Origin of the sequence: Bacteroides mediterraneensis (genome assembly GCF_025993685.1) — a bacterium.
GTDB lineage: Bacteria > Bacteroidota > Bacteroidia > Bacteroidales > Bacteroidaceae > Phocaeicola > Phocaeicola mediterraneensis_A.
This window is the reverse complement of sequence record NZ_DAJPEN010000001.1, coordinates 3574111-3599780: the sequence shown is the minus strand read 5'-3', so window position 1 is coordinate 3599780 and position 25670 is coordinate 3574111. Positions and strand designations below refer to the sequence as shown.

The window sequence follows — 25670 nt, the reverse complement described above, 5'->3', positions numbered from 1 at the left end:
GGTTATGAAGATGAAACACATTCGCTGGATTGCGGTAGTGGGACTGATTGCGATTGTCGAACTGCAGTATGTCTGGCTGGTCAATACTTACAAGCTGACACGGGAGAATGTCATGCGGCAAAGTCATGAGCTTTTCAAGGATGCGGCGCTTCAGGAAACTTTCTGTCGGATGAGCCTCTGGAAACAATTTCATGGGAAGAAGGATTCTACATACACTTTTCAATTTAAACTGGAAGAGGAGGTGGAGGACAGCGATACGCTGCAGTCTTCCACTCCGGAAACGCGCCAGTTCATCGAATCGGCGGTCTTTATCGCCCTGCAGGAAGGGGTGTTGAATACGTTCAAGATGGATGTGTCCTTGCATCGTTTGGATTCCATTTATGCCCACCTGCTTGACTCGGTCGGTATCTCGGCCAAGGTGTCGACTTGTATGACGGATTCGTTGGGGAATGTGTTGCGGGCATCCTCTCCACAGGCAAAGTTGGAGGGACAGCAATACTTGAAAACGCAACCGGTGGCTCTCGACATGGCACATACTCGTTATCTGCAAGGGGTGATTCTGAATCCTTATTGGGTGATTTTCCAGCGTATGACGCTGCTGCTGATTGCCACGGTGCTGATTATGGTACTGGTCATTATCTGTATTGTGTATCAGATTCGTGTCATTATCCGGCAGGATAAGATAGCCAAGATGAGGGAGGATTTCTCGTATGCCATGATTCACGACATGAAGACGCCACTGAGTTCCATCCTGATGGGAACGGAGATTCTGGAAAGCGGACGTCTGGACGGACAGCCGGAAAAGAAGGAACGTTATTTTCGTATTGTGAAAGAGGAAGGAGAGCATCTGCTGGCGTTGACTAACAAGGTGCTGACGCTTTCCAAGCTGGAGAATCATGCATTGAAGTTGCAGCAAGCGGATTGTTTGCTGCGGCCGATTTTGGAGGACTTGGCGGAGAAGTACAAGGCGAAGGCAACCAAGCCGGTGACGTTTGTCTGGCATTTGCAGGAGGAGACGGTCTGGGCGGACGAGGAATTTCTGAAAGAAGCACTCAGTAACCTGATAGACAATGCATTGAAGTATTCGGGTGAGTCGGTGGAGATTACGTTCGTTTCGACACGGAAAGCTGATGGAACCGTCTGTGTGATGGTGGCCGACAATGGCTTCGGTATTCCTTTGAAAGACCAGCGGAAGATTTTTGAGAAATATGAACGGGCGGAAGCCAGTGCGCGCAGCCGTTCTGGAGGTGCTCCCGGCTTCGGACTGGGACTGAACTATGTGCTCCGGATTATGGAGGCACACGACGGGCGGGTGACACTGGAAAGCATGGAGGGCGAATACAGTCGGTTTACGTTGGTTTTCCCTCCAGAGAGTGCCATGGACGATAAAAAAGAGGAACAATAATATGGAAGAACAGATAATCAAACTGCTGTTGGTGGAAGACGATGCGAACCTGTGTTATATCATTCAGGGGGGCTTGGAGGATATGATTGGCGGGTATAAAGTGCTGACGGCAGCCAATGGTGAGGAAGGACTGGCGGTGTGGAAGGCGGAACAGCCGGATGTCATCGTGGCCGATATTGAGATGCCGGTGATGGACGGGTATGAGATGGTGAAACGTATCCGGGAAGAGGATGAGCATATTCCCATCTTGTTTACTTCCGGCCGTGTATCTCCGAAAGATGTGGTGAAAGGTTATGAACTGGGTGTGAATAACTATGTCAAGAAGCCTTTTCTGGCCGAGGAACTGCATGCGCATGTCACGGCTTTGTTGAAACTGACCCGGGGCCTGCAGGTGCAGAAGGAAGTGCCGGAGGTATCCATCGGGCGACTGTTCTCGTTTGATACCACACGTGGAGTCTTGAAGCAGAAAAGCGGAGAAGAACGTATGCTGACGGTGCGGGAGGCCGATTTGCTCCGTATGTTGTGCGAGCACAAGGGGCAGGTAGTCCGGCGGGAGGTTATCTTGTCGCGTCTGTGGAATACGGAGGAGGATTATTTCGCCTCGCGCAGCCTGGATGTCTTCGTGTCGCGTCTGCGCAAATTGCTGGCGGACGATGAGGCAGTGGAGCTGAAGACCGTGAAGGGTGTCGGTTTGATATTGGAAGAAAGAAAAGTTTAATTTAAATACAAAACGAATATGCAATATTTTAAGAGTGATTACATGGAAGGAGCGCATCCGTTGATTTTGGAGCGCTTGAGTCAGACGAATATGGAAAAAACTTCGGGTTACGGCACGGATGAGTATTGTGCTTCGGCCCGTCGGAAAATTGCGGAGGCATGTGGCTGTCCGCAGGCAGAAGTGCATTTCATGGTGGGAGGTACGCAGACCAATGCCACGGTCATCACGGCAGTGCTGCGTCCGTATGAGGGTGTGATTGCGGCTGTAACCGGTCACATCAACCAGCATGAAGCCGGAGCGGTGGAAGCGGGAGGCCATAAGGTGCTGGCTTTGCCTCACCACGAAGGTAAACTGGATGCGGCGGAGGTAGACCGTTATGTGACAGCTTTTTATCAAGACCCGAGTTGGGACCACATGGTGGCACCGGGAATGGGGTACATTTCGCATCCGACGGAGTACGGTACGCTGTACACCTTGGAGGAACTGAAGGCTTTGTCTGCCGTATGCCGCAAGCATAAGATTCCGTTGTTTTTGGATGGGGCCCGTCTAGGTTACGGACTGGCAGCACGGGGTACGGATGTGACCTTGAAGGACATCGCTGCCTTGTGTGATATTTTCTATATCGGAGGAACTAAGGTAGGAGCGTTGTTTGGAGAAGCCGTGGTGATTCCGCAACCCGGGATGATTCGTCAGTTTGATACCATTATCAAGCAGCGGGGCGTGTTGCTGGCCAAAGGACGTCTGCTGGGCTTGCAGTTCGATACCTTGTTTACCGACGGATTGTATGTAAAGATAGCCCGTCATGCCATCGATATGGCGGAGCGGATTGTGGAAGGTCTGAAGGCATACGGCTATACATTTTTCATTCGTCCGCAGAGTAACCAGTTGTTTGTTACGCTCGAAAACAGTTTGTTTGAGAGACTGGTGCAGCGCGTGGGCTTTGAAGTCTGGGAAAAACGTGCCGACGGAACGACAGTGGTACGTATCGCGACCAGTTGGGCTACCCGCGAAGAAGATGTAGCGGAATTGCTGGAAGAACTGAAAAAGAAATAACCGCCGGTAAATAGAGGAATCAGGCAGCCGGCCTCGCAAAGCCATCGGTTTTTACCATAGCGTATTGCGGGACCGGCTGTGTTTATTTCGCCTCTTCTTCCTTGAACCAAGAGGCATACATCAGGTAGCCGTTGGCAATTTTCTGGTTGAGTTCCTTGCTTTGTGCCGGATCGACTTTCTTGATGAACTTGGCCGGAACACCTCCCCAGAGGGTGTGGGGCTCGATGACGGTGTTTGCCAACACCAGGGCACCGGCAGCTACGATGGCTCCTTCTCCCACTACAGCATGGTCGAGTAGGGTAGACCCCATGCCAATCAGGGCATTGTCGTGTACGCAGGCTCCGTGAAGCGTCACGTTGTGGCCGATGGATACGTCGTTGCCGATTTCCACAGTCGATTTTTCATACAAGGTGTGGAGTACGGTGCCGTCTTGGATGTTCACTCGGTCGCCGATGCGGATGGAGTTCACATCGCCCCGAAGTACGGCATTGAACCATACGCTACAGTCTCGTCCCATTACTACGTCGCCAATAATCGTGGCGTTGTCGGCCAGATAACAGTTTTCGCCGATTTGAGGAGTAAATCCTCTGACAGATTTTATAAGTGCCATAAGTTGATTCGTTTGATAGAGCGGCCTAAGTTAGTAGATTTTTGGGAATTCTCTATGATTTTTGTAGGTCTTGCAGCAGCTTTTTCCGTAGAAGTTGAATGCTGACAGGGCTGATTCTTTCAGGGAGGGACTATTTTTCTGAAATGCTAGGGCGATAGCTCTCTTTTTTCTTTATGTTTTCTAGGTTTCCGGTAGGGGAGCCGTACGTTTTCCTGCCGTGAAACGTATGTTTTCCCCGGCGGAAACCTACGTTTCCCGAAAGGAAAACATAGAAAAAGTCGGGAGGTTTGTCCAGATATGTCCTTGCAGTGAAAGATTTTTGAAGTGTTTTCTCGAATACTGTATGAGAAAATCACGGCTTTTACGATGGACTGGTGCCTCTGTTTCCTGCGTTCTCGGATGTTTTTCCGGTTTTTGGCCTTCGTGCAAAGAAATTTCGTGCAGGATTTTTCGTGTTTCCGCTGTTCTCTTGTACCGGTTCGGTGTGCATCCTTGCCTTTTCTTTATTACACATGCGTTCATGTGCGCGTGCACACGCCCGCGCGAAATACATAATGTAGTGTCGTTTCCGTTCCTTTTTGTAGACCTCAAAAAATATTCACCTGCAACAAGCTCTTTTCCAGGTGCTTATAAAAATCTTCAAAAATTTCTTCAAAAAAGAGTGTGATAAAAGTTGCAGGATCGGAAAAAGTGCGTACCTTTGCAACCGCTTTCGAGAGGGAGAGCCGCTGAGAATGACAGACTGGTGAAGAGAGGCAGACTTCCAAAGGCGCTGCACCCGAGTATCTTACCTTGCAAGACGGCAAGGGAGCGAGAAACGGATAAGCCCCGCGAGGTCCTCCCGAGAAACTTTTCCGAAAAAAAACTTCGGAAAAATTTGGAGGGAAAGAAAAAACGCCTTACCTTTGCAAACGCTTTCCCGCTGAAAACGGGAGCTCAAGAAAAGATAGTTCTTTGAAAGACTTTAGATAAACAAACGAAGATGTAGTACAAGAAGTAGTCTTATATATAATGTATATATGGGATGAAACAAGAACCGTCAATAACCTGAAAAGGATATGAAAGAATCGGTTTCCTGGAACAGAATCAACAATACCCGCAAGGGTAAGAAAATATTTTACAATGAAGAGTTTGATCCTGGCTCAGGATGAACGCTAGCTACAGGCTTAACACATGCAAGTCGAGGGGCAGCATGAACTTAGCTTGCTAAGTTTGATGGCGACCGGCGCACGGGTGAGTAACGCGTATCCAACCTTCCGCTTACTCGGGAATAGCCTTTCGAAAGAAAGATTAATACCCGATGGTATCTTAAGCGCACATGCAAATAAGATTAAAGATTTATCGGTAAGCGATGGGGATGCGTTCCATTAGATAGTAGGCGGGGTAACGGCCCACCTAGTCGACGATGGATAGGGGTTCTGAGAGGAAGGTCCCCCACATTGGAACTGAGACACGGTCCAAACTCCTACGGGAGGCAGCAGTGAGGAATATTGGTCAATGGGCGCGAGCCTGAACCAGCCAAGTAGCGTGAAGGATGAAGGTCCTACGGATTGTAAACTTCTTTTATAAGGGAATAAAGTCACCCACGTGTGGGTGTTTGTATGTACCTTATGAATAAGCATCGGCTAACTCCGTGCCAGCAGCCGCGGTAATACGGAGGATGCGAGCGTTATCCGGATTTATTGGGTTTAAAGGGAGCGTAGACGGGTCGTTAAGTCAGCTGTGAAAGTTTGGGGCTCAACCTTAAAATTGCAGTTGATACTGGCGTCCTTGAGTACGGTTGAGGCAGGCGGAATTCGTGGTGTAGCGGTGAAATGCTTAGATATCACGAAGAACCCCGATTGCGAAGGCAGCCTGCTAAGCCGCGACTGACGTTGAGGCTCGAAAGTGTGGGTATCAAACAGGATTAGATACCCTGGTAGTCCACACGGTAAACGATGGATACTCGCTGTTGGCGATAGACTGTCAGCGGCTTAGCGAAAGCGTTAAGTATCCCACCTGGGGAGTACGCCGGCAACGGTGAAACTCAAAGGAATTGACGGGGGCCCGCACAAGCGGAGGAACATGTGGTTTAATTCGATGATACGCGAGGAACCTTACCCGGGCTTGAATTGCAGACGAATTACGGGGAAACCCGTAAGCCGCAAGGCGTCTGTGAAGGTGCTGCATGGTTGTCGTCAGCTCGTGCCGTGAGGTGTCGGCTTAAGTGCCATAACGAGCGCAACCCTCGTGTCCAGTTACTATCAGGTAGTGCTGAGGACTCTGGACAGACTGCCATCGTAAGATGTGAGGAAGGTGGGGATGACGTCAAATCAGCACGGCCCTTACGTCCGGGGCTACACACGTGTTACAATGGGGGGTACAGAAGGCAGCTACCGGGCGACCGGATGCCAATCCCGAAAGCCTCTCTCAGTTCGGACTGGAGTCTGCAACCCGACTCCACGAAGCTGGATTCGCTAGTAATCGCGCATCAGCCACGGCGCGGTGAATACGTTCCCGGGCCTTGTACACACCGCCCGTCAAGCCATGAAAGCCGGGGGTACCTGAAGTGCGTAACCGCAAGGAGCGCCCTAGGGTAAAACTGGTAATTGGGGCTAAGTCGTAACAAGGTAGCCGTACCGGAAGGTGCGGCTGGAACACCTCCTTTCTGGAGAGGGACCGACGAAGGTTCTTGCCTTGTGCTGCAGATGAGTTTGTTTTTCGATATGAAGAGAGAAAGATGAAGCCGAGTCGGAACGGACGAGGTTGAACTGAAATCATCCAATTATTAATTATTCATTTTTAATTATTAATTGAAACAGTCCTATAGCTCAGTTGGTTAGAGCGCTACACTGATAATGTAGAGGTCGGCAGTTCAACTCTGCCTGGGACTACCTCGAAGAAAGGAAGCGAAAAAAACTTCCTTAAAATTTTGCAGGAACGAAGGAAAATGCTTACCTTTGCAGCCGCAAAAAACGGGGGATTAGCTCAGCTGGCTAGAGCACCTGCTTTGCACGCAGGGGGTCAACGGTTCGAATCCGTTATTCTCCACAATCAACTGACTTTTAATAATGAATAATTAAAAGTTCATTGAAGAAACGGTCTATGACATGATGTAACAAGCAAAAAGTAATTTTAGTACGAAAGCTAAAAGTATATATCATCCCGCACCCGTCGGAAGACGGAGTGTGCACGTGATAAGGAAAGTAGGAAAGGGCGCATGGCGGATGCCTTGGCTCTCGGAGGCGATGAAGGACGTGATAAGCTGCGATAAGCCGCGGGGAGGTGCAAATAACCTTTGATCCGCGGATTTCCGAATGGGACAACCCGATGTGTTGAAGACGCATCATCCATCCTCAGATGGAGGCTAACGCAGGGAACTGAAACATCTTAGTACCTGCAGGAAAAGAAAATAACAATGATTCCCCCAGTAGTGGCGAGCGAACGGGGAATAGCCCAAACCTCAGATGTTACGGCATCCGGGGGGTTGTAGGACCGCGACATCGCAAGACATCTCGTGAGAAGAACTGTTTGGAAAATCAGACCGAAGACGGTGAGAGTCCGGTATTCGAAGCGAGAGGAAGCGTAGCGGTATCCTGAGTAGCGCGGGACACGAGGAATCCTGCGTGAATCCGCCGGGACCATCCGGCAAGGCTAAATACTCCCGAGAGACCGATAGCGAACCAGTACCGTGAGGGAAAGGTGAAAAGCACTTCGAACAGAAGAGTGAAAGAGTACCTGAAACCGTGCGCCTACAAGCGGTCGGAGCGCGCAAGCGTGACGGCGTGCCTTTTGCATAATGAACCTACGAGTTGCCGTGTCTGGCAAGGTTAAGGGGCACGAGTCCCGGAGCCGAAGCGAAAGCGAGTCTGAATAGGGCGTCAAGTCAGATGCGGCAGACGCGAAACCAAGTGATCTACCCTTGGCCAGGATGAAGTCTGGGTAACACCAGATGGAGGTCCGCACCAATAAGCGTTGAAAAGCTTCTGGATGAGCTGAGGGTAGGGGTGAAAGGCTAATCAAACTTGGAGATAGCTCGTACTCCCCGAAATGCATTTAGGTGCAGCCTCGCGGGTTACTGATGTGAGGTAGAGCGACTGATTGGATGCGAGGGCTTCACCGCCTATCAAGTCCTGACAAACTCCGAATGCGCATCAGTTCTACCGCGGGAGTGAGGGCATGGGTGCTAAGGTCCGTGCCCGAGAGGAGAAGAATCCGGACCACCGGCTAAGGTCCCGAAATGACAGCTAAGTTAAACTAACGAAGTCTGATTGCTAAGACAGCTAGGATGTTGGCTTGGAAGCAGCCATTCATTTAAAGAGTGCGTAACAGCTCACTAGTCGAGGAATCGGGCGTGGATAATAATCGGGTATTAAGTTGTCTACCGAAGCCGTGGAACCAGCAATGGTTGGTAGGGGAGCATTCCATTCGGCGTCGAAGGCGTGGCGTGAGCCACTCTGGAGCGTATGGAAAAGCAAATGTAGGTATAAGTAACGATAAAGGGGGTGGGAAACCCCCTCGCCGAAAGACTAAGGTTTCCTGATCAACGCTAATCGGATCAGGGTAAGTCGGGTCCTAAGGCTCAGCCGAACGGCGAGGCCGATGGCAGAAACGGTTAATATTCCGTTACTACCTTTGAGGGTGACGTGGGGAAGCAGCAGTGACACCGCCGCCGGCTGACGGAATAGCCGGTTGAAGGGTGTAGGCATTGATTTCCGCAGGCAAATCCACGGAAAGAGCCGAACCTGATAGTACGCCAACTCCTTCGGGAAGCGGCGATAGCGCGGGTAAGCAGACTGCCGAGAAAATCCGCTAAACATAACTTCAGAGGTACCCGTACCGCAAACGGACACACGTAGTCGGGTTGAATATACTAAGGCGCTTGAGTGAATCACGGTTAAGGAACTAGGCAAACTGACCCTGTAACTTCGGGATAAAGGGTCCCTACCCAGAAATGGGAGGGCGCAGAGAATAGGTCCAGGCAACTGTTTAACAAAAACACAGGGCTGTGCGAATATGAAAGTAGAGGTATACAGCCTGACACCTGCCCGGTGCTGGAAGGTTAAGAGGAGATGTCATCGCAAGAGAAGCATTGAATTGAAGCCCCAGTAAACGGCGGCCGTAACTATAACGGTCCTAAGGTAGCGAAATTCCTTGTCGGGTAAGTTCCGACCTGCACGAATGGTGTAATGATCCGGACGCTGTCTCAACCGTGAGCTCAGTGAAATTGTAGTATCGGTGAAGATGCCGATTACCCGCGATGGGACGAAAAGACCCCGTGAACCTTTACTATAGCTTAGCATTGAATTTGGGCACGCGATGTGTAGGATAGGTCGGAGGCTGAGAGACGGGCACGCCAGTGTTCGTGGAGCCGCTGTTGAAATACGACCCTTCGTTTGTTTGAGTTCTAACTCCGGGTTGGAGGACATTGCTTGGTGGGTAGTTTGACTGGGGTGGTCGCCTCCAAAAGCGTAACGGAGGCTTCTAAAGGTGCCCTCAGGACGATCGGTAACCGTCCGCAGAGTGTAATGGCATAAGGGCGCTTGACTGGGAGACAGACAGGTCGAGCAGGTAGGAAACTAGAGCATAGTGATCCGGTGTTTCCGTATGGAAGGGACATCGCTCAAAGGATAAAAGGTACTCCGGGGATAACAGGCTGATCCCTCCCAAGAGCTCATATCGACGGAGTGGTTTGGCACCTCGATGTCGGCTCGTCACATCCTGGGGCTGGAGAAGGTCCCAAGGGTTGGGCTGTTCGCCCATTAAAGTGGCACGCGAGCTGGGTTCAGAACGTCGTGAGACAGTTCGGTCTCTATCTATCGTGGGCGTATGAAATTTGCGTGGCTCTGACACTAGTACGAGAGGACCGTGTTGGACCGACCTCTGGTTTGCCGGTTGTGCCGCCAGGCGCATCGCCGGGTATCCAAGTCGGGATCGGATAAGCGCTGAAAGCATCTAAGTGCGAAGCCGGCCACAAGATTAGATTTCTCAGGGTCGTTGAAGACGACAACGTTGATAGGATGCAGGTGTAAAGCTGGAGACAGCAAAGCCGAGCATTACTAATTGCCCGTCAGCTTTCCTTATCCGCGCCGGGCGGATGGAACAGACATCGTAAGGATGATATATACGTTCAGCCGAGTGCTGAGATTGCTTGCTTGTAAGTCATGATGAAATATGATTGATAAGGAGAATGGATAGGTCATTATGTTCATTATTCATTATTCATTATTAATTGAAAGGATATTAAGGTGACTATGGCGCGAAGGTTCCACCTCTTCCCATTCCGAACAGAGAAGTTAAGCTTCGCCACGCCGATGGTACTGCGTACAAGTGGGAGAGTAGGTAGTCGCCGTTTTACAGAGAGCCTCGAGATAGCAATATCTCGGGGCTTTTTTTGTGCCCTTGCGGATCATTCAGGAAGTCTCCGCTTCTTTCTTCACGGAAAACTTGTTCTCCCTTTTTCTGTCGTTTCCTTTTTTCGTTGGCTGCTTTGTCTATAGACTTCCTCTTTTAAGCCCTTTTTCTCTTCTCTGACGCTATTTTCTGTTTTGTCGTAGGATGTTCTTGTCTTTTTCCTTTTTCCCTTCTGATAGATCTCAAAAGACTGGAGATTTGGATTTAATCCGCCTTCTTTTGTTAAAAACTTCGTTTCTGATTGTGGATTTAAGAAAAAGCATTACATTTGCGGTGTACTATTAAACTATTACACTAATATCATTAATCAACAACATGAACACGTCTATGATAAGAATCGAAGGATTGACCTTCAGTTATGGAAAGAAAGCTTCCATTTTCCAGGATTTTTCCCTGGAAATGGAGGCAGGAAAGGTGATAGGCCTTTTGGGAAAGAATGGGACGGGTAAATCTACTTTACTCTATTTGATGAGTGGTTTGTTACGTCCGCAAGGTGGCAGTGTCTGGATGAAAGGAATAGATGTACAAAAGCGTCTGCCGGCGACTTTGTCCGATCTCTATCTGGTTCCGGAAGAATTTACCTTGCCCAATTTGAGCCTGCAGCAGTTTGTGAAAGTAAACGCTCCGTTTTATCCTCGTTTCAGTCGGGAACTGTTGCGAACCTGTTTGAATGATTTTGAGCTGAATGAGGACATTCACTTGGGAGAGTTGTCCATGGGACAGAAGAAAAAGGCTTACATGTGTTTTGCACTGGCGGCTAATACTTCCTTACTTTTGATGGATGAACCGACCAACGGACTGGATATTCCTTCCAAAAGTCAGTTCCGTAAAGTCATCGCTTCGGGGATGACGGAGGAAAAATCGGTGGTGGTTTCTACGCATCAGGTAAGGGATATTGACCGTTTGTTGGATCAGGTGGTGGTAATCGAAGGGAATGAGGTGCTGCTGAATCGTTCGGTAGTAGACATTACGGACAAGCTCTTATTTGCGGAACAAGGGATGAATGAGCCGACAGACGATGCTCTTTTTGTACAGCCATCCGTACATGGAAACAGCGTGATATGGCCTAACCTTTCGGGAGAAGAAAGTCCGTTGAATCTGGAGTTGCTGTTCAACGCTCTGTTGACGGAACGTGAGAAAATACAAGCGATATTTAATGATAAATAAACGACACGACATGATGGATACAACTTTTAGTATGGCACGCGTGCGGAATATTATGCAACGCGATTTGATAGAGAACTGGAAAAGTAACCTTTATGGCTTGCTGGGTATCTTTGCGGCCTTCTTTTTCCCGATGTTGGGCTTTTTGTGGTCGGCAGAGGATTGGGTAGAGACAGGTTTTCCGGAGGTTTATTCCTTTCATCGCTTTTGTGGCAATATGCTAGGAGTAATTGGCATGGTAGTGAGTTTTGCGATGATTTTCTATGCTTCCCGAATTATGAGATGCATGGATAGCAAGGAGAACCGCATCTCTTATTTGCTGCTTCCGTCTACAAAGCTGGAGAAGTTTTTTTCGAGGGCGGTATTGGTGACCATAGGTACGTTGTTGATGGTGCTGGTAGCCTTGCTGGCATTGGAACTTACTCATTACCTGTTGCTGCCTTTGTTTGATTTACCTGCCATATATAGCCAGCCGATATTAGTGGAAGTATTTTCCATGAAATGGGCTACACATGCTTCGGTAGACGCAACAGGCGAACCCGTATATTCTTGGTGGTTGATGCAGCTGCTCGTATGGATATTCTCCCTGTGGAATCATTCCCTCTTCATCTTGGGAGGGAGTTTTTGGTATAAGCATCCTTTTTTGAAAACTATCGGAACCTGTCTGGCAGTGACGATTCTCGGAGGAATTATGTTTGCCAGTCTGGCAGAAGGAGGATCTTTAATTCGTTTTTCAGAGTGGATAAAGGAGCACTTCCAGGATACCCCCCAATTTGTAGATGGAGTGTTGGCATCAATTGCTGCTTTCTTTCTCTTGTTTACTCTTTTCAACTGGTGGCTATCGTACCGGCTGTTTACCCGTTCACAAGTGGTTAAACGAAAACTGTGGCGCCTATGACTTTTAAAGAAAATAAACCGATTTATTTGCAGATAGCCGACCGTATCATGGATGAGATTCTTCAGAATGTGTACAAGGAAGAAGGACGCATCCTGTCAGTACGTGAATATGCGGGCGTGGTGGAGGTCAATGCCAATACGGTGGTTCGTACGTATGATTACTTGCAGAATCAGGGCATTATTTACAACAAACGGGGATTAGGCTATTTCGTGTCTACCGGGGCTGCACAGAAGATTGTGGCACTTCGGAAAGAAACCTTCCTCCAGCAAGTATTGCCCGATGTATTCAAGGAGATGTATTTGCTGCATATCCCGATGGAAACCTTGGCAGAGATGTATGCAACTTATCAAGAAGAACGGAGGAAGGATTCGGAGTAGGTCTACTTTCTAGCGGACAAACTTAATGCCACTGTATCTGCATTATCGGTGAGAGGGGTATAGCGGCCACAGTTCGCGGTCATGTCAGACAGTGATGGTTTGTGATGGACACGTTGGACCGTTTAATAATTCTATCGGATTTTTCAAGTGGAACCAGTTTATACTTATGTAAATAAAAACAGGATCCAGTTATAAGAAGAACTTACAACTGAATCCTGTTTTTATTTTCACAAAATTCTGAACAGTGTCTTTCCTTTCTACAGCTCCTTTTTATTTTATGCGTACGGATTTATAGTGTCACTGTATGCATAATCTTTTCCAAGGCACCGGCATTGTCTCGTACATAGTTTCCGGCTTTCTTGCCTGCTTTGTCCAAGGTCTCGTAATTGGTCAGGAACTCGTCCATGATTTTCTTGAAGTCTTCCGCTCCCTGTATTTCAAAGCCTCCTTTGCATTGCAACAAACCCTGTGCTTCACGGAACCGCTTGTTGTTCGGGCCGAAGATAACCGGCATGCCGTACACCGCTGCTTCCAGTACGTTGTGGATACCCACTCCAAATCCACCTCCGATGTAAGCGATTTCCCCGTAGCGGTAGATGGAAGACAACAGACCGAAACAGTCAATCAGCAGGCAGTCGGCTTCTTTTACCTTCTCCTCTGTGGCCTGCGTGTAACGTACGACTGTACGGTTCAGTTTACCGATAATTTCTTTCAAATGGCTTTCCTCAATCACGTGGGGAGCGATGATGAGCTTCACCTCCGGATGTGCGTTGAAGTATGGGATGAAAATATCCTCGTCCGGTCCCCAGGAACTGCCGGCTACAAAGGCGGTATGCTCGCCTTTGAACCGTTCTACCAGAGGAAGCTCTTTGGCCTGACGGCAGATTTCCAGTACCCGGTCAAAACGGGTATCACCGACAATCGTCGTATTCGTGATACCGATGGACTGCAACAGTTTCACGGATGCTTCATCCTGTACGAAGAGGTGGGTAAACGTGTTCAGTACCTTGCGGTAGCTTTTCCCATACCAGCGGAAGAAAATCTGCTCTTTCCGGAAGATGGAAGACACACTGTAGACCGGAATATTCCGTCGTTTCAGTTCCGTCAGGTAGTTCTGCCAGAACTCATACTTGATGAAGAACGCCATGTAAGGCTGAGCCAAATCCAGGAAACGTTTTACATTACCCGGTGTGTCGAGCGGAAGATAGCAGACGATGTCTGCTCCCTTGTAATTCTTCCGTACCTCGTATCCGGAAGGCGAGAAGAAGGTCTGAAGAATCTTGTATTGTGGATATTTTTTTCGGATTTCCTCAATCAGCGGACGGCCTTGTTCAAATTCTCCTAGAGAAGCCGCGTGAAACCACAGGTATTTTTCGCCGCGCACAATCTGTTTTTCCAGTATGCCGAACGCTTCTTTTTCCCCTTTGACCATCAGGGCCACCTTCTTATTAAAAAGTGCAGCCAATCTGACTGCACTTGTATAAAGGGCGATGATAAAATTATAAATCATGTCTTCGTTTATTTGAGTACCTCTACCGCACGACGCATACGTGCTACTGTTTCTTCTTTGCCCAGTACAGCTGAGATATCAAACATGTGGGGACCTTTTCCTTCTCCTACCAGTGTCAGGCGGAAAGCATTCATGATGTTACCCAGGTGGTAACCTTTGTCCTCAATCCATTTCATGACCACTTCTTCCTGATGAGCCAGTGAGAAATCGTCCAGTGATTCCAACAGGTCGGCCAGTTCGGTCATGCGTTCGGCTGAATCTTCTTTCCAGCGTTTCTTCACCGTCTTTTCATCGTATTCTGTCGGAGCTACGAAGAAGAACTTGCAAGTGTCCCACAATTCCTTGATGAAACTTACACGGCCTTTCATCAGTCCGACTACGGTAACTACCTTATCCATCGGGGCGTCGATGCCGTGTTCTTTCAGAATCGGCATGAACAGCTGGGCGATTTCTTCGTCGCTCTTCATCAGGATATATTCATGGTTGAACCATTTTCCCTTTTCGTAGTCGAACTTGGCACCCGCCTTGCTGCAACGGTGCAGGTCGAACAATTTAATCAGTTCGTCCATCGACATGATTTCCTGGTCGTTGCCCGGGTTCCATCCCAGCAGGGCCAGGAAGTTGATGACTGCTTCCGGCAGATAACCCGATTCACGGTATCCGGAAGAAACTTCTCCCGTTTTGGGGTCGTGCCATTCAAGCGGGAATACCGGGAATCCCAGACGGTCACCGTCACGCTTGCTCAGCTTGCCGTTTCCGTCCGGTTTCAACAGCAGCGGCAGATGGGCAAATTCCGGCATGGTGTCTTCCCAGCCAAACGCACGGTACAGCAGTACGTGCAACGGAGCAGAAGGCAACCATTCCTCTCCACGAATTACGTGTGAGATTTCCATCAGGTGGTCGTCTACGATGTTGGCCAGATGGTAAGTCGGCAGTTCGTCAGCCGATTTATATAATACTTTGTCGTCGAGGATAGAAGAGTTGATGACCACTTCTCCGCGGATGATATCGTGTACATGCACGTCTTCGTTCGGTTCAATCTTGAAGCGGACCACATACTGTTTGCCTTCTGCAATCAGTTTGTCCACCTCTTCTTTCGGAAGGGTCAGTGAGTTGCGCATGGAATTACGCGTAGAAGCATCGTACTGGAAGTTCGGAATTTCCTTGCGTTTGGCTTCCAGTTCTTCGGGCGTATCGAAAGCGATGTAAGCCTTTCCGTTGTCCAGAAGCACCTGCACATACTTCTTGTAGATGTCACGGCGTTCCGACTGGCGGTACGGGCCATAGTTCCCTCCGAAGCTGACACCTTCGTCGAACTTGATGCCCAGCCACTTGAACGATTCGATAATGTATTCCTCAGCACCCGGAACGAAACGGTGTGAGTCGGTATCTTCAATACGGAAAACCAGTTCTCCCCCGTGCTGGCGGGCAAACAGATAATTGTACAAAGCGGTACGTACGCCGCCGATATGCAACGCACCTGTGGGACTCGGTGCAAAACGGACTCTTACTTTTCTTTCTGACATTGTGGTTTTTATCTAAAAATACGCCGCAAAATTAATCTAATTTTCCCGTTTTTTTCTTATTTTGCACGCAAAATATCTCTTTGACATGAAAAGTTTACAGACCGAACGACAGTTTTCCTATAAAGGATTGTTATATAAACTGGGCATATTCATTGTGACAGTAAGTGTGATTGTCTATTTTTTACCACGAGAAGGACGGTTTAACTATCAATTTGACATCAACAAACCTTGGAAGTATGGCCTGTTGCAGGCTTCCTTCGACTTTCCTATCTATAAGGAGGATGCTGAAGTACAGCGGGAGCAGGACAGTATCATGCGTCTGTACAGTCCGTATTATCGGTTGGATAAGACCGTAGGCGAACGGATGATACAGCAGTTCAAGAAAGCCTATACCGACAGTTTGCACCGCATCATTCCGGCACCGGCCTACCAGCATCACATTGAACGGTTATTGAAAGTGGTGTATGAAAAGGGGATTTTCGCTCCCAACGACTGGGAAAAATTGCGCAAGGACAGCGTGCATTCCATCCAGCTGGTGGATAAGAATACGGCCAATCAGATAGCTGTAAATGATCTTTACAGTTTCAAAACGGCCTACGAGACTCTGATTTTTGCCGATACGCTACATTACCGTCGGATACTGTTGCAGCGGTGCAACTTGAATGAATACATTGCTCCGAACCTGGTGTATGACTCTCAGAAGTCGGAGGCAGCCAAACAGGATTTATTGGGCGGATTGTCGTGGGCCAACGGTTTTGTGATGAACGGCCAGAAAATCATCGACCGCGGAGAAATTATAGACAGTCGTACCTACAACATCTTGAAGTCACTGGAGAAGGAGTGGGACAAACGTAGTGAAACGGTGTCGGAGAAGCGCTTGACCTTGCTGGGCCAATTGCTTTTCGTGTCTTTGCTGATAGGCTGTTTCATGATTTACCTGGAGCTTTTCCGGAGTGATTATTACAAAAAGCACCGGACGCTGGCTTTACTCTTTATCATTATCATTGCCTTCCCGGTAATTTCTTCTGTGATGGTAGAGCATGCTTTTATGAGTGTGTATATTGTGCCTTTTGCCATGATTCCGCTGATAATCCGTATCTTTCTGGATTCCCGTACGGCATTTATGGCCCATGTCATTACCATTCTGTTGTGTTCCATCTGCCTGCGTACCCCTCATGAGTTTATTTTGTTGCAGATGGCGGCGGGTATGGCCGGCATTTACAGCTTGCGGGAACTGTCCCAGCGTTCCCAGCTGTTCCGCAGTGCCTTGATTGTGGCATGTGCCTATGCCCTGATGTATCTGGCACTCGATTTGATTCATGTCAGTGAAGTGGCCCAGCTGAGCACGCACATGTATATGAACTTTATGTTGAACGGTATCTTGCTGTTGTTTACGTATCCGTTGCTGTTCATCCTGGAAAAGACATTCGGCTTTACTTCGAATGTCACTCTGGTGGAATTGTCGAATATCAACAACAAGCTGATGCGTGAGATGTCGGAGGTAGCACCGGGCACGTTCCAGCATTCACTTCAGCTGGCCAATCTGACGGCAGCGGCGGCCAACCGTATCGGGGCCAACAGTCAGCTGGTACGTACGGGCGCCATGTACCATGACATCGGGAAGATGATGAATCCTGCCTTCTTTACGGAAAACCAGTCGGGCGTGAATCCGCACGACCAGCTCAGTTACAAGCAGAGTGCGCAGATTGTCATCAGTCATGTGACCGACGGAATGAAATTGGCCGACAAGCATGATTTGCCGCAGGTGATAAAAGATTTCATCTGCACGCATCACGGGAAAGGACTGACCAAGTATTTCTATATATCTTACCAGAATGAACATCCCGATGAAGAAGTCGATAAGGAGGCTTTCCGCTATCCGGGGCCTAATCCGTTCACCAAGGAACAAGCTATCCTGATGATGGCCGATTCCGTGGAAGCCGCTTCCCGAAGTTTGCCGGAATACACCGAGGAAAGCATTTCGGCTTTGGTAGAGAAAATTATCGACAGTCAGGTACAAGACGGGTATTTCAAGGAATGTCCGATTACGTTCAAGGACATTGCGACAGTGAAGGCGGTGTTCAAGGAAAAACTGAAAACCATGTATCATACTCGTATCAGTTATCCGGAACTGAAGAAATAAGAGTGGCAGAAAAAAAGTCACGGCGTCGGAAGTGAGGCCGTGACTTTTTTGTATACGTACGGGAATCAGACTTTTATCAGTTCATATTTGGGCACCAAGGCTTTCATGATGCACCAGGCAATCAGGTAGGCCACTGCACAGATACAGAAAATGATGAAGTACCCTGCTTCCTTTCCCTGGAATCCGAGGAAGGTCATCTGCGTGGCTTCTGCATAATCGAACAGAATACCCGAACACATGTTGATGAGGAAGGCAGCCACTCCACCGGCCATTCCGCCGATTCCGATGATGGTAGCCACGGCGCTTTTGGGGAACATGTCACTGCCCACGGAATAAATGTTGGCCGACCAGGACTGGTGGGCGGCTCCGGCAATACCGATAATGATGACCGGGAACCAGTAGGAGATGTTTCCCAACGGTTGTGCGAACAGGGCAAACAGTGGGAATATGGCGAATATCAGCATCGCTCTCATACGGGCAGCATACGGGTCTTTCCCGGTTTTGTTGATAATGATGGTTGGCAGTTTTCCTCCGTAGATGGAGAGCATGGTGATGGCATACAATACAAAAATGAGCAGCTGGGCGGTGGGGCTGTCGGACGAGAACCCGTACACATCAGAAATATAGGCCGGTGTCCAGAAAAGGAAGAACCACCATACGCCGTCGGTCAGGAACTTGCCGAATGCGACAGCCCAGGTTTGGCGGTATTTGAAGCATTGCCAGAGTGACAGCTTAGGCTCCTCTTCTGTATGGCTTGTTTCTTCATTGCCTTTGTCCTGTTGGATATAAGCCAGTTCCGCCGCATTGACATGCGCATTTTCCTGCGGTTTCTTGTACACGAACAGCCAGAGTCCCATCCAGATGAAACCTAACGCGCCGATTACGATGAAGGCCATTTCCCATCCGTTGCCTACCTCTATACTTTTGAAATAGCTGGCCAGTGAAGGGATACTGACCGGAGCGATGAGGGCACCTACGGTAGCTCCTGCATTAAAGATGGAAGTGGAGAATGCGCGGTCTTTTTTGGGGAAATATTCGGCAGTAACTTTGATGGCAGCGGGAAAGTTTCCCGATTCACCTACAGCCAGTACGATACGGGCGGCGATGAAATAATACACGCTGGTAATGGCGATGGTAGAGGTCAGTGCGCCGGAAGCGGAAAGCATGGCGTTGACATTCTGAAGTCCCACGCTCATTTCCGTGGCCCAACCGCACAATGCATGCAGGCAGGCACCGACCGACCAGATGGCGATGGCCCATAAATATCCTTTCTTGCTTCCCAGCCAGTCGACAAAACGGCCGGCAAAGAGGTTGGCAATCGCATAGACGATGGAGAAAATGGCGGTGATGATGCCGTAGTGTGTGTCTGTCCAATGAAATTCCGGTGCGATGAAATCTTTCCAGGTAAGCGAAAGTACCTGACGGTCCAGGTAGTTGACCGTGGTGGCGAAAAACAGCATGGAGCAGATAATCCACCGGTAGTTGCTCATTTTTTCGCTTGTCGTTTTTAATGTACTCATAATGATATTAGATTAAAGATACTTTTTTACAAGCGTCCCGCTTGTAAAAAACGGATAAGAATTCAATCCGTATTCGTCTGAATTCCTGTAAACATAAGGTAAAATGACAAATTCCACTGACCCTACAGACTCATCATTTGCCGAGTGCTGTACAAGTCTGTGGAATCTGGCATGATTTTCTTCCGGTCAGGAAGAGGGGTGTGTTATCTCATTTCTGTGTATTTGATTTTGTCCATGTCGCCATAGTCCAGGTTTTCACCGGCCATACCCCAGATGAACATATAGTTGCTGGTTCCGGCAGCTGCATGGATAGACCATTCCGGTGACATGATGGCCTGTTCGTTGGCCAGCCATACCAGGCGTTCTTCCTGCGGTTGTCCCATCAGGTGGCAAATCATGTTGCCTTCCTGTACGTTGAAGTAGAAGTAAGCTTCGATGCGGCGGCTGTGCGTGTGGGCCGGCATGGTGTTCCATACGCTACCCGGCTTCAGTTCCGTCAGGCCCATCTGCAGCTGGCAAGGACCTTCTTCCAGCACGTTCTTCACAATCAGCTGGTTGATGACGCGGTCGTTGCTTTCTTCCATCTTGCCGGCAGCAAAAGAATTTGCTTTCAGTGAACCTTTGCGCCCGTCGATGGTAACCCACTGTGTCTTGTATTCTTTGTGGGCGATGGCAGAGTTGATGTAGAATTTGGCCGGCTTGCTGGCATCCTTGCTCTTGAAAGTCACTTTCTGTTTGCCTCGGCCTACGTAAAGAGCCTCCTTGAATTTCAGCTCATATTCTTTTCCGTCTACTGTAACGATACCGTCACCCCCAATGTTGATGACACCCAGTTCGCGGTTGAACAGGAAGTAAGGAGCTTTCAGCGGGTCGATGGTCTCCAGGGTCAGTTCCTTGCTGACCGGCATTGCTCCTCCGAAGATGAAACGGTCGTACATAGAGTAAGTTACGTTGATTTCATCGGCTGCCAGCACTTTTTCCATCATGAAGCTGCTGCGCAGTCTTTGTGTATCGTATGTCTTTACGTCTTGCGGGTTGCAGGCAGTCTGCATCCGGTAGTTTACCTGGGCGTTAGCCGAAAGAGCTGCCACGCCCAGCATCATAGCCATTGCTAATTTTTTCATAAGCGTTTGTTTTATGATTGGTTTTATTCTTCAATGTGTTTTGCTTCTTTAATGATACGGCGGCGGTTGTAGACAGCCATGGCCAAGGTCACAATGACCAGTATGGCCGAACCTACTATCTTGAAGTGATAGACCGCATGGAAAATGAGCCATGAGAAGAGGCTCGAAGCGAAGTCGAGAGCTCCTCCCTGGAATCCGTTCGGAATCTGTACGGCTGTATCGTGTGTTCTGATGAACACATCCTGGGCAGCCTGTGTGAAGAAGGGAGCCAGGTCGGTCACGAAATACAGGCCAACAATCAGCGCCACCAGCCCGATGAGGAAGGTCTTCAGGACATTTCCTTTGGTGATGGGCAGTACAGCCGGGAACAGGTAGAACATGCCGGCCAGTGAAGCCAGCGGCAGGAACTGGTTGCCGGGCAGTATCACAGACAAGAACAAGGTGACCGGAATGAGCAGCAGGGAAACCACCAGTGTGGTAGGATGGCCGATGACCAGTGCCGGACTCATACCGATGTTCAGGCTGGCACTGTTCTTGAACTTGCGGGCAATCAGTTCGCGGGTGGCATCGGATATCGGACGCAGCCCCTCAATAAATAAAGAGGTGATACGCGGGATAAGTTCCATGACGGCCCCCATCTTGATTCCCAGTCCGAGGATGGCAGGAATGCCGTCCACCAGTTCATCTGTGTTCTTGCAGGCCAAGGCCCCGATGACACAGCCTACGATGACCCCTAGAAACAAAGGGTCTCCCATGATGCCGAATTTCCGTTTCATTCCCTCTGCATCGATATTCAGCTTGTCGAATCCCGGAATCTTGTCCAATACCTTGTTGATGACCAGCGCGAAAGGCACGAATCCCTGACAGAAAGGCTGTGGGATGGAAATACCATCCATCTTTTCGTAGTAAGATTGAAATTGTTTGCAAGTCAGGTCGGCCATGATCAGGGTGATGATGTAGCAGATGATAGCCGAGAAGAATCCCCACCAGATGTTTTCCGTAGCAAAGTAAACCACCGCACCGATAAAGGCAAAGTGCCAGTAGTTCCATAAGTCGATATTGACCGTCTTGGTGGTTTTGGTCAATAGCATGATGATGTTTACACCCAGACACACTGGAATGATGAAGGCACCTACGGAGGTGTTGTAGGCCACGGAGGCGGCAGCAGGCCATCCCATGTCAAAAATGCCCAGGCTCAGCCCGTAAATTTCCGTTACTTTTTTCAGCGGTTCCCCCAGGCTGCTGGTCAGAAGGGCCGTTACTACGGAAAGCCCCACAAATCCTACTCCGACCAGCAGGCCGCTTTTCAGTGCCTTGCCGAATTTGATACCAATACATACTCCTAGAATGGTAAACAGAATAGGCATCATCACGGCTGCCCCGAGCCCGATGATATAACTAAAAACTTGTTCCATGTTTTTTCTTTTATTCTCTCTATTATATGGATTTTAGGTTAAAAAAATCTGATTGCGTGTCAAAAATACAGCCTTTTATTCTAATATCCAATTGGAAAGACCTTATTTTCGAAACTTTGCTCATTTAATAACATTTTTTTCGTTTACGCACACGGACGTGCTTTCTCAAAGAATCTGCAGATAATTTGTTTCAATTTGAAGACGGGTTTGCCGGACGGGGAAGAGAAGGGAAAAATAAAGGGGCAGAGAGGATAAAGATGGAATGTGAAGAAAATAAAAAGGGAATGACGGGATTTTTTCTCTGTTTCACACTGCGGGATTTGTATTTCACAGTGTGAAATATGTATCCCACAGTGTGGTTTTTGTATTCCACAGTGTGGGACAGAGAATTTGAGCTGAATTTTAGAGAAATTCTTTTATTCGTTTTCCGTTTCCTGAATGAAGGTTTTTCCGTTTTTCTTTTGAATCTGTACCTGGCTTCCTGCTGCATTCAGGTTGAAGGGAGTCACTTCATCGGTACGGTTGTCTACCACCATCAGGGTACTCTCTTCGGCAAAACGTTTCACCTGAAATTTGACGGAACTGTTTCCGAGGGTGGAGTTGAACAGCAGGCTGTCATTGATATAGACCGAAAGACTGTCTCCGCTGAAGGAGTTGGCTATCTCTATGGCGTAGAGGCCTTCGAAGGTTTTGCCCTTTTCGTTTCCTTTGGACTGGCCTCGGAAACCCAGATACAGAAAGAGACATACGATGAAAAACACGCCGAAGGCCAGGATTCCGTTGCCTATCATGAATTGCTTGTTGCTGTTGATACTTTTGTTGTTCATAAATTATGGTAGTTAAATGCGATATTCCCTTGCAAAGTAAGTTATTTTCAGTTTGTTTATCGTGTAGGTTATAATTTTTTTTCTACATTTGTCCCGAAAAATATAAAAACGGAATACAGAATATCATGCAAAATAACCTGGTCATAGTGGAGTCTCCGGCAAAAGCTAAGACAATCGAAAAGTTTTTGGGGGAGGGCTATAAAGTATTGTCAAGTTACGGGCATATCCGCGACCTGAAACAGAAAGCGTTCAGTATTGACATAAAAAATCATTTCAAGCCGATTTACGAGATACCGGAAGACAAGAAGAAGCTGGTGTCCGAATTGAAGGAAGAGGCAGCAAAGGCCGATATGGTATGGCTCGCATCCGATGAGGACCGGGAAGGAGAGGCTATCTCCTGGCACTTGTTTGAGGTGTTGAAGCTGGATCCGAAGAAGACACGACGAATTGTATTCCATGAAATTACGAAGACAGCTATCCTGAAGGCGATAGAACATCCTCGGGACATCAATATTGATTTGGTCAATGCACAGCAGGCACGCCGTGTGCTCGACCGTATTGTGGGTTTTGAATTGTCGCCCGTGTTGTGGCGGAAAATCAAGCCGGCCCTTTCTGCCGGCCGTGTGCAGTCGGTGGCTGTGCGTCTGATTGTGGAACGCGAACGTGAAATCAATGCGTTTACCAGTGAGGCTTCGTATAAAGTGGTCGCTACGTTCAAGGATGCGGAAGGTGCCAATATCCGTGCGACGCTCGGACGCCGCTTCAAGACGAAGGAAGAAGCGCGCCAGTTCCTTGAAAAATGCCAGAATGCGGATTTCACCATCAAAGATATTACAACGCGTCCGGTGAAGAAATCGCCGGCACCGCCTTTCACCACTTCCACGCTCCAGCAGGAAGCGGCCCGCAAACTGGGCTACACGGTGGCACAGACCATGATGCTGGCACAGCGCCTGTATGAAAGCGGATTGATTACCTATATGCGTACCGACTCGGTGAACCTCTCCGAACTGGCCTTGTCTACCAGTCACGATACAATTCTTTCCTTGATGGGCGAACGCTACGTGCACACACGCCAGTATGCCACCAAGACAAAGGGGGCACAGGAGGCACACGAAGCCATCCGTCCGACGTATATGTCGAATGAATCGATTGACGGCACTTCGCAGGAAGTACGTTTGTATGAATTGATTTGGAAGCGTACGCTGGCTTCACAGATGGCCGATGCGGAACTGGAGAAGACTACGGCTACCATTAGCATCAGCAGCTGTGAGGATGAGTTTCAGGCAGTGGGCGAGGTGATTACGTTCGATGGTTTCTTGAAAGTATATAAGGAATCCTTCGATGAAGAAACGGAACAGGAGGACGCTGCCGGGCTGCCGAAGATGGAGGTAGGCGAAAACCTGCAACGCGAGGAAATAGCGGCGGTACAGCGCTTCAGTCAGGCTCCGGCACGCTATACGGAAGCCAGCCTGGTGCGTAAACTCGAAGAGCTGGGCATCGGTCGCCCGTCTACGTATGCGCCCACCATTTCCACTATCCAGCAGCGAGGTTATGTGGAAAAAGGCAATAAGGAAGGTGTAAAGCGTGAATATTCCCTGTTGAAACTGACAGGAAAAGGCATAGATGAAACGGTTCAGACGGAAATGAGCGGAAGCGAGAAGTCCAAGCTGATACCGACCGATGTAGGTTGTGTGGTCAATGACTTCCTGATGCAGTATTTCCCGAAGATTATGGACTATAACTTTACGGCCAGCGTGGAAAAAGAATTTGATGAAGTGGCCGAAGGCGAAAAGAAGTGGACCGACCTGATGGAAGTGTTCTATGAGAATTTCCATCCGTTGGTGGAAACCACATTGGCCACGAAGACCGAACACAAGGTGGGTGAACGTATGCTGGGTACGGACCCGAAGACAGGAAAGCCTGTTTCCGTAAAAATCGGCCGTTTCGGCCCGGTCGTACAGATTGGTTCGTCCGACGATGAGGAAAAGCCGAAATTCGCTCAGCTGAATAAGGAACATTCGCTGGAAACCATTACTCTGGAAGAGGCACTCGACCTGTTCAAACTGCCTCGGGTGTTGGGAGAACTCGACGGACAGGCCGTTTCGGTCGGTGTGGGACGCTTTGGGCCGTATGTGCGTCACGGCAATGAGTTTGTTTCCATCCCGAAGGACAAAGACCCTATGACGGTCACTTTTGAGGAGGCGGAGCTGATGCTGAAAGAAAAGAAAGAACAGGAGGCCCAGAAAATCATCAAGCAGTTCCCGGACAATCCGGATATGCAGATACTGAACGGGCGTTACGGTCCTTACATCGCTTATCAAAAGAAAAACTATAAGATTCCGAACAACGTGAACCCGGCTGATTTGAATCTGGAAGCCTGCTTCAAGGTCATTGAACTGCAGAACCAGAAAGCCGAGATGCGTAAGGTGAAAGGAGCAAAAGCAAAGAAGAAGTAATGAAAAGGGTGTTCTTGATTGGCTATATGGGTTCGGGCAAAACCACACTGGGAAGAGCTTACAGTGCGGCTACCGGACTACAGTTTGTCGATTTGGACTGGTATATCGAGGAGCGCATGCACAAATCCATCTCCGATTTGTTCGCGGAGCGGGGGGAAGAAGGGTTCCGCTTGCTGGAACAGCGGATGCTTCATGAAGCCGGTGAGTTCGAAGACGTACTGATTGCGTGCGGGGGAGGGACACCCTGCTTTTTCGACAACATGGATTATATGAATCATACAGGTGAAACAGTATTTCTGGATGTATCTCCGGAGGTACTGTTCCGTCGTTTAAAGATAGCAAAGGCCAAACGTCCGTTGTTGGCGAACAAAACGGACGAGGAACTGATGCAGGTCATTACTTCGGCACTGGAAAAGCGGCTGCCCTACTATACGAAGGCAAAGTGGCGTTTCAATGCGGAAGAACTTGAAAGTTATGCACAGATTGACAGGGCGGTAAACCGCTTGAAAAACTTGATAAATTAAAGAAGTA

General features: G+C 48.8%; 16 protein-coding genes, 2 tRNA genes and 3 rRNA genes. 14 read left to right on the top strand and 7 right to left on the bottom strand.

Annotated elements, in window-relative coordinates:
* Positions 1–4 precede the first annotated feature (4 nt).
* Genes OIM59_RS15345 through OIM59_RS15335 form a run of 3 tightly spaced genes read left to right on the top strand, consistent with a single transcriptional unit; the run spans position 5 to position 3176 of the window.
* A complete protein-coding gene (locus OIM59_RS15345; protein ID WP_303897592.1) occupies positions 5–1405 on the top strand; it encodes a sensor histidine kinase KdpD in 1401 nt (466 codons plus the stop codon).
* Positions 1406–1418: 13 nt separating this feature from the next.
* Positions 1419–2123: a response regulator transcription factor gene (locus OIM59_RS15340; protein ID WP_072544111.1), complete on the top strand. Its 705-nt coding sequence runs from the start codon at positions 1419–1421 to the stop codon at positions 2121–2123.
* Positions 2124–2141: 18 nt separating this feature from the next.
* On the top strand, positions 2142–3176 hold the full coding sequence (locus tag OIM59_RS15335) for a low specificity L-threonine aldolase (protein ID WP_303897589.1): 1035 nt from the start codon (positions 2142–2144) through the stop codon (positions 3174–3176).
* Between the two features lie 82 nt (positions 3177–3258).
* Here OIM59_RS15335 and OIM59_RS15330 read toward each other — a convergent pair whose 3' ends face one another.
* On the bottom strand, positions 3259–3786 hold the full coding sequence (locus tag OIM59_RS15330) for a gamma carbonic anhydrase family protein (RefSeq protein ID WP_022353516.1): 528 nt from the start codon (positions 3784–3786) through the stop codon (positions 3259–3261).
* A 1119-nt stretch (positions 3787–4905) separates the two neighbouring features.
* On the opposite strand from OIM59_RS15330, the gene OIM59_RS15325 reads away from it, so the two are divergent.
* The 8 genes from OIM59_RS15325 (at position 4906) to OIM59_RS15290 (ending at position 12618) form a co-directional block, all read left to right on the top strand.
* A 16S ribosomal RNA gene (locus OIM59_RS15325) occupies positions 4906–6433 on the top strand.
* Between the two features lie 152 nt (positions 6434–6585).
* Positions 6586–6659 (top strand) — tRNA-Ile (locus OIM59_RS15320).
* Positions 6660–6742: 83 nt separating this feature from the next.
* Positions 6743–6816 (top strand) — tRNA-Ala (locus OIM59_RS15315).
* Between the two features lie 149 nt (positions 6817–6965).
* Positions 6966–9848 (top strand): 23S ribosomal RNA (locus OIM59_RS15310).
* A gap of 161 nt (positions 9849–10009) precedes the next feature.
* Positions 10010–10120: ribosomal RNA gene (gene rrf, locus OIM59_RS15305) — 5S ribosomal RNA — on the top strand.
* The 16S, 23S and 5S rRNA genes sit together here with 2 tRNA genes alongside, the layout of an rRNA operon.
* Positions 10121–10506: 386 nt before the next feature.
* The gene (locus OIM59_RS15300) at positions 10507–11346 is read left to right on the top strand and encodes an ATP-binding cassette domain-containing protein (protein ID WP_177863782.1); all 840 of its coding nucleotides are present in this window, start codon (positions 10507–10509) and stop codon (positions 11344–11346) included.
* A 10-nt stretch (positions 11347–11356) separates the two neighbouring features.
* Entirely contained in the window at positions 11357–12241 is an 885-nt protein-coding gene (locus tag OIM59_RS15295; RefSeq protein ID WP_299170949.1) for a hypothetical protein, read from the top strand.
* Positions 12238–12618 (top strand): GntR family transcriptional regulator, encoded by a 381-nt coding sequence (locus OIM59_RS15290; protein ID WP_299170947.1) that lies wholly within the window; start codon positions 12238–12240, stop codon positions 12616–12618. Before OIM59_RS15295 ends, OIM59_RS15290 begins: the two co-directional genes overlap by 4 nt.
* A gap of 289 nt (positions 12619–12907) precedes the next feature.
* Here OIM59_RS15290 and OIM59_RS15285 read toward each other — a convergent pair whose 3' ends face one another.
* Complete coding sequence (locus OIM59_RS15285; protein ID WP_299170945.1) at positions 12908–14128, bottom strand: 3-deoxy-D-manno-octulosonic acid transferase; 1221 nt, start codon at positions 14126–14128, stop codon at positions 12908–12910.
* Positions 14129–14136: 8 nt separating this feature from the next.
* Positions 14137–15654 carry a glutamate--tRNA ligase gene (gene gltX, locus OIM59_RS15280; RefSeq protein WP_299170943.1) on the bottom strand — a complete coding sequence of 506 codons (1518 nt, stop codon included), beginning with the start codon at positions 15652–15654 and terminating at the stop codon, positions 14137–14139.
* An 85-nt stretch (positions 15655–15739) separates the two neighbouring features.
* Between gltX and OIM59_RS15275 the strand changes: the two genes are divergently transcribed.
* On the top strand, positions 15740–17797 hold the full coding sequence (locus OIM59_RS15275) for an HD family phosphohydrolase (protein ID WP_299170941.1): 2058 nt from the start codon (positions 15740–15742) through the stop codon (positions 17795–17797).
* A 65-nt stretch (positions 17798–17862) separates the two neighbouring features.
* On the opposite strand, the gene OIM59_RS15270 is transcribed toward OIM59_RS15275, so the two are convergent.
* From OIM59_RS15270 to OIM59_RS15255, 4 genes are all read right to left on the bottom strand, one after another.
* On the bottom strand, positions 17863–19317 hold the full coding sequence (locus tag OIM59_RS15270; protein ID WP_303897582.1) for an MFS transporter: 1455 nt from the start codon (positions 19315–19317) through the stop codon (positions 17863–17865).
* Between the two features lie 203 nt (positions 19318–19520).
* Entirely contained in the window at positions 19521–20441 is a 921-nt protein-coding gene (gene kduI / locus OIM59_RS15265) for a 5-dehydro-4-deoxy-D-glucuronate isomerase (protein WP_303897581.1), read from the bottom strand.
* Between the two features lie 23 nt (positions 20442–20464).
* Positions 20465–21856: a PTS galactitol transporter subunit IIC gene (locus OIM59_RS15260; RefSeq protein ID WP_072541255.1), complete on the bottom strand. Its 1392-nt coding sequence runs from the start codon at positions 21854–21856 to the stop codon at positions 20465–20467.
* A 416-nt stretch (positions 21857–22272) separates the two neighbouring features.
* Positions 22273–22683, bottom strand: a complete 411-nt coding sequence (locus OIM59_RS15255) for a hypothetical protein (RefSeq protein ID WP_303897578.1) — start codon at positions 22681–22683, stop codon at positions 22273–22275.
* A 125-nt stretch (positions 22684–22808) separates the two neighbouring features.
* Between OIM59_RS15255 and topA the strand changes: the two genes are divergently transcribed.
* Both topA and OIM59_RS15245 read left to right on the top strand, forming a co-directional pair.
* Positions 22809–25139: a type I DNA topoisomerase gene (gene topA / locus OIM59_RS15250; protein ID WP_303897577.1), complete on the top strand. Its 2331-nt coding sequence runs from the start codon at positions 22809–22811 to the stop codon at positions 25137–25139.
* Positions 25139–25663, top strand: coding sequence for a shikimate kinase (locus OIM59_RS15245; RefSeq protein ID WP_299170929.1), 525 nt, complete (start codon positions 25139–25141; stop codon positions 25661–25663). The genes topA and OIM59_RS15245 overlap by 1 nt, the downstream gene beginning before the upstream one ends.
* The last annotated feature ends 7 nt before the right edge of the window (positions 25664–25670 follow it).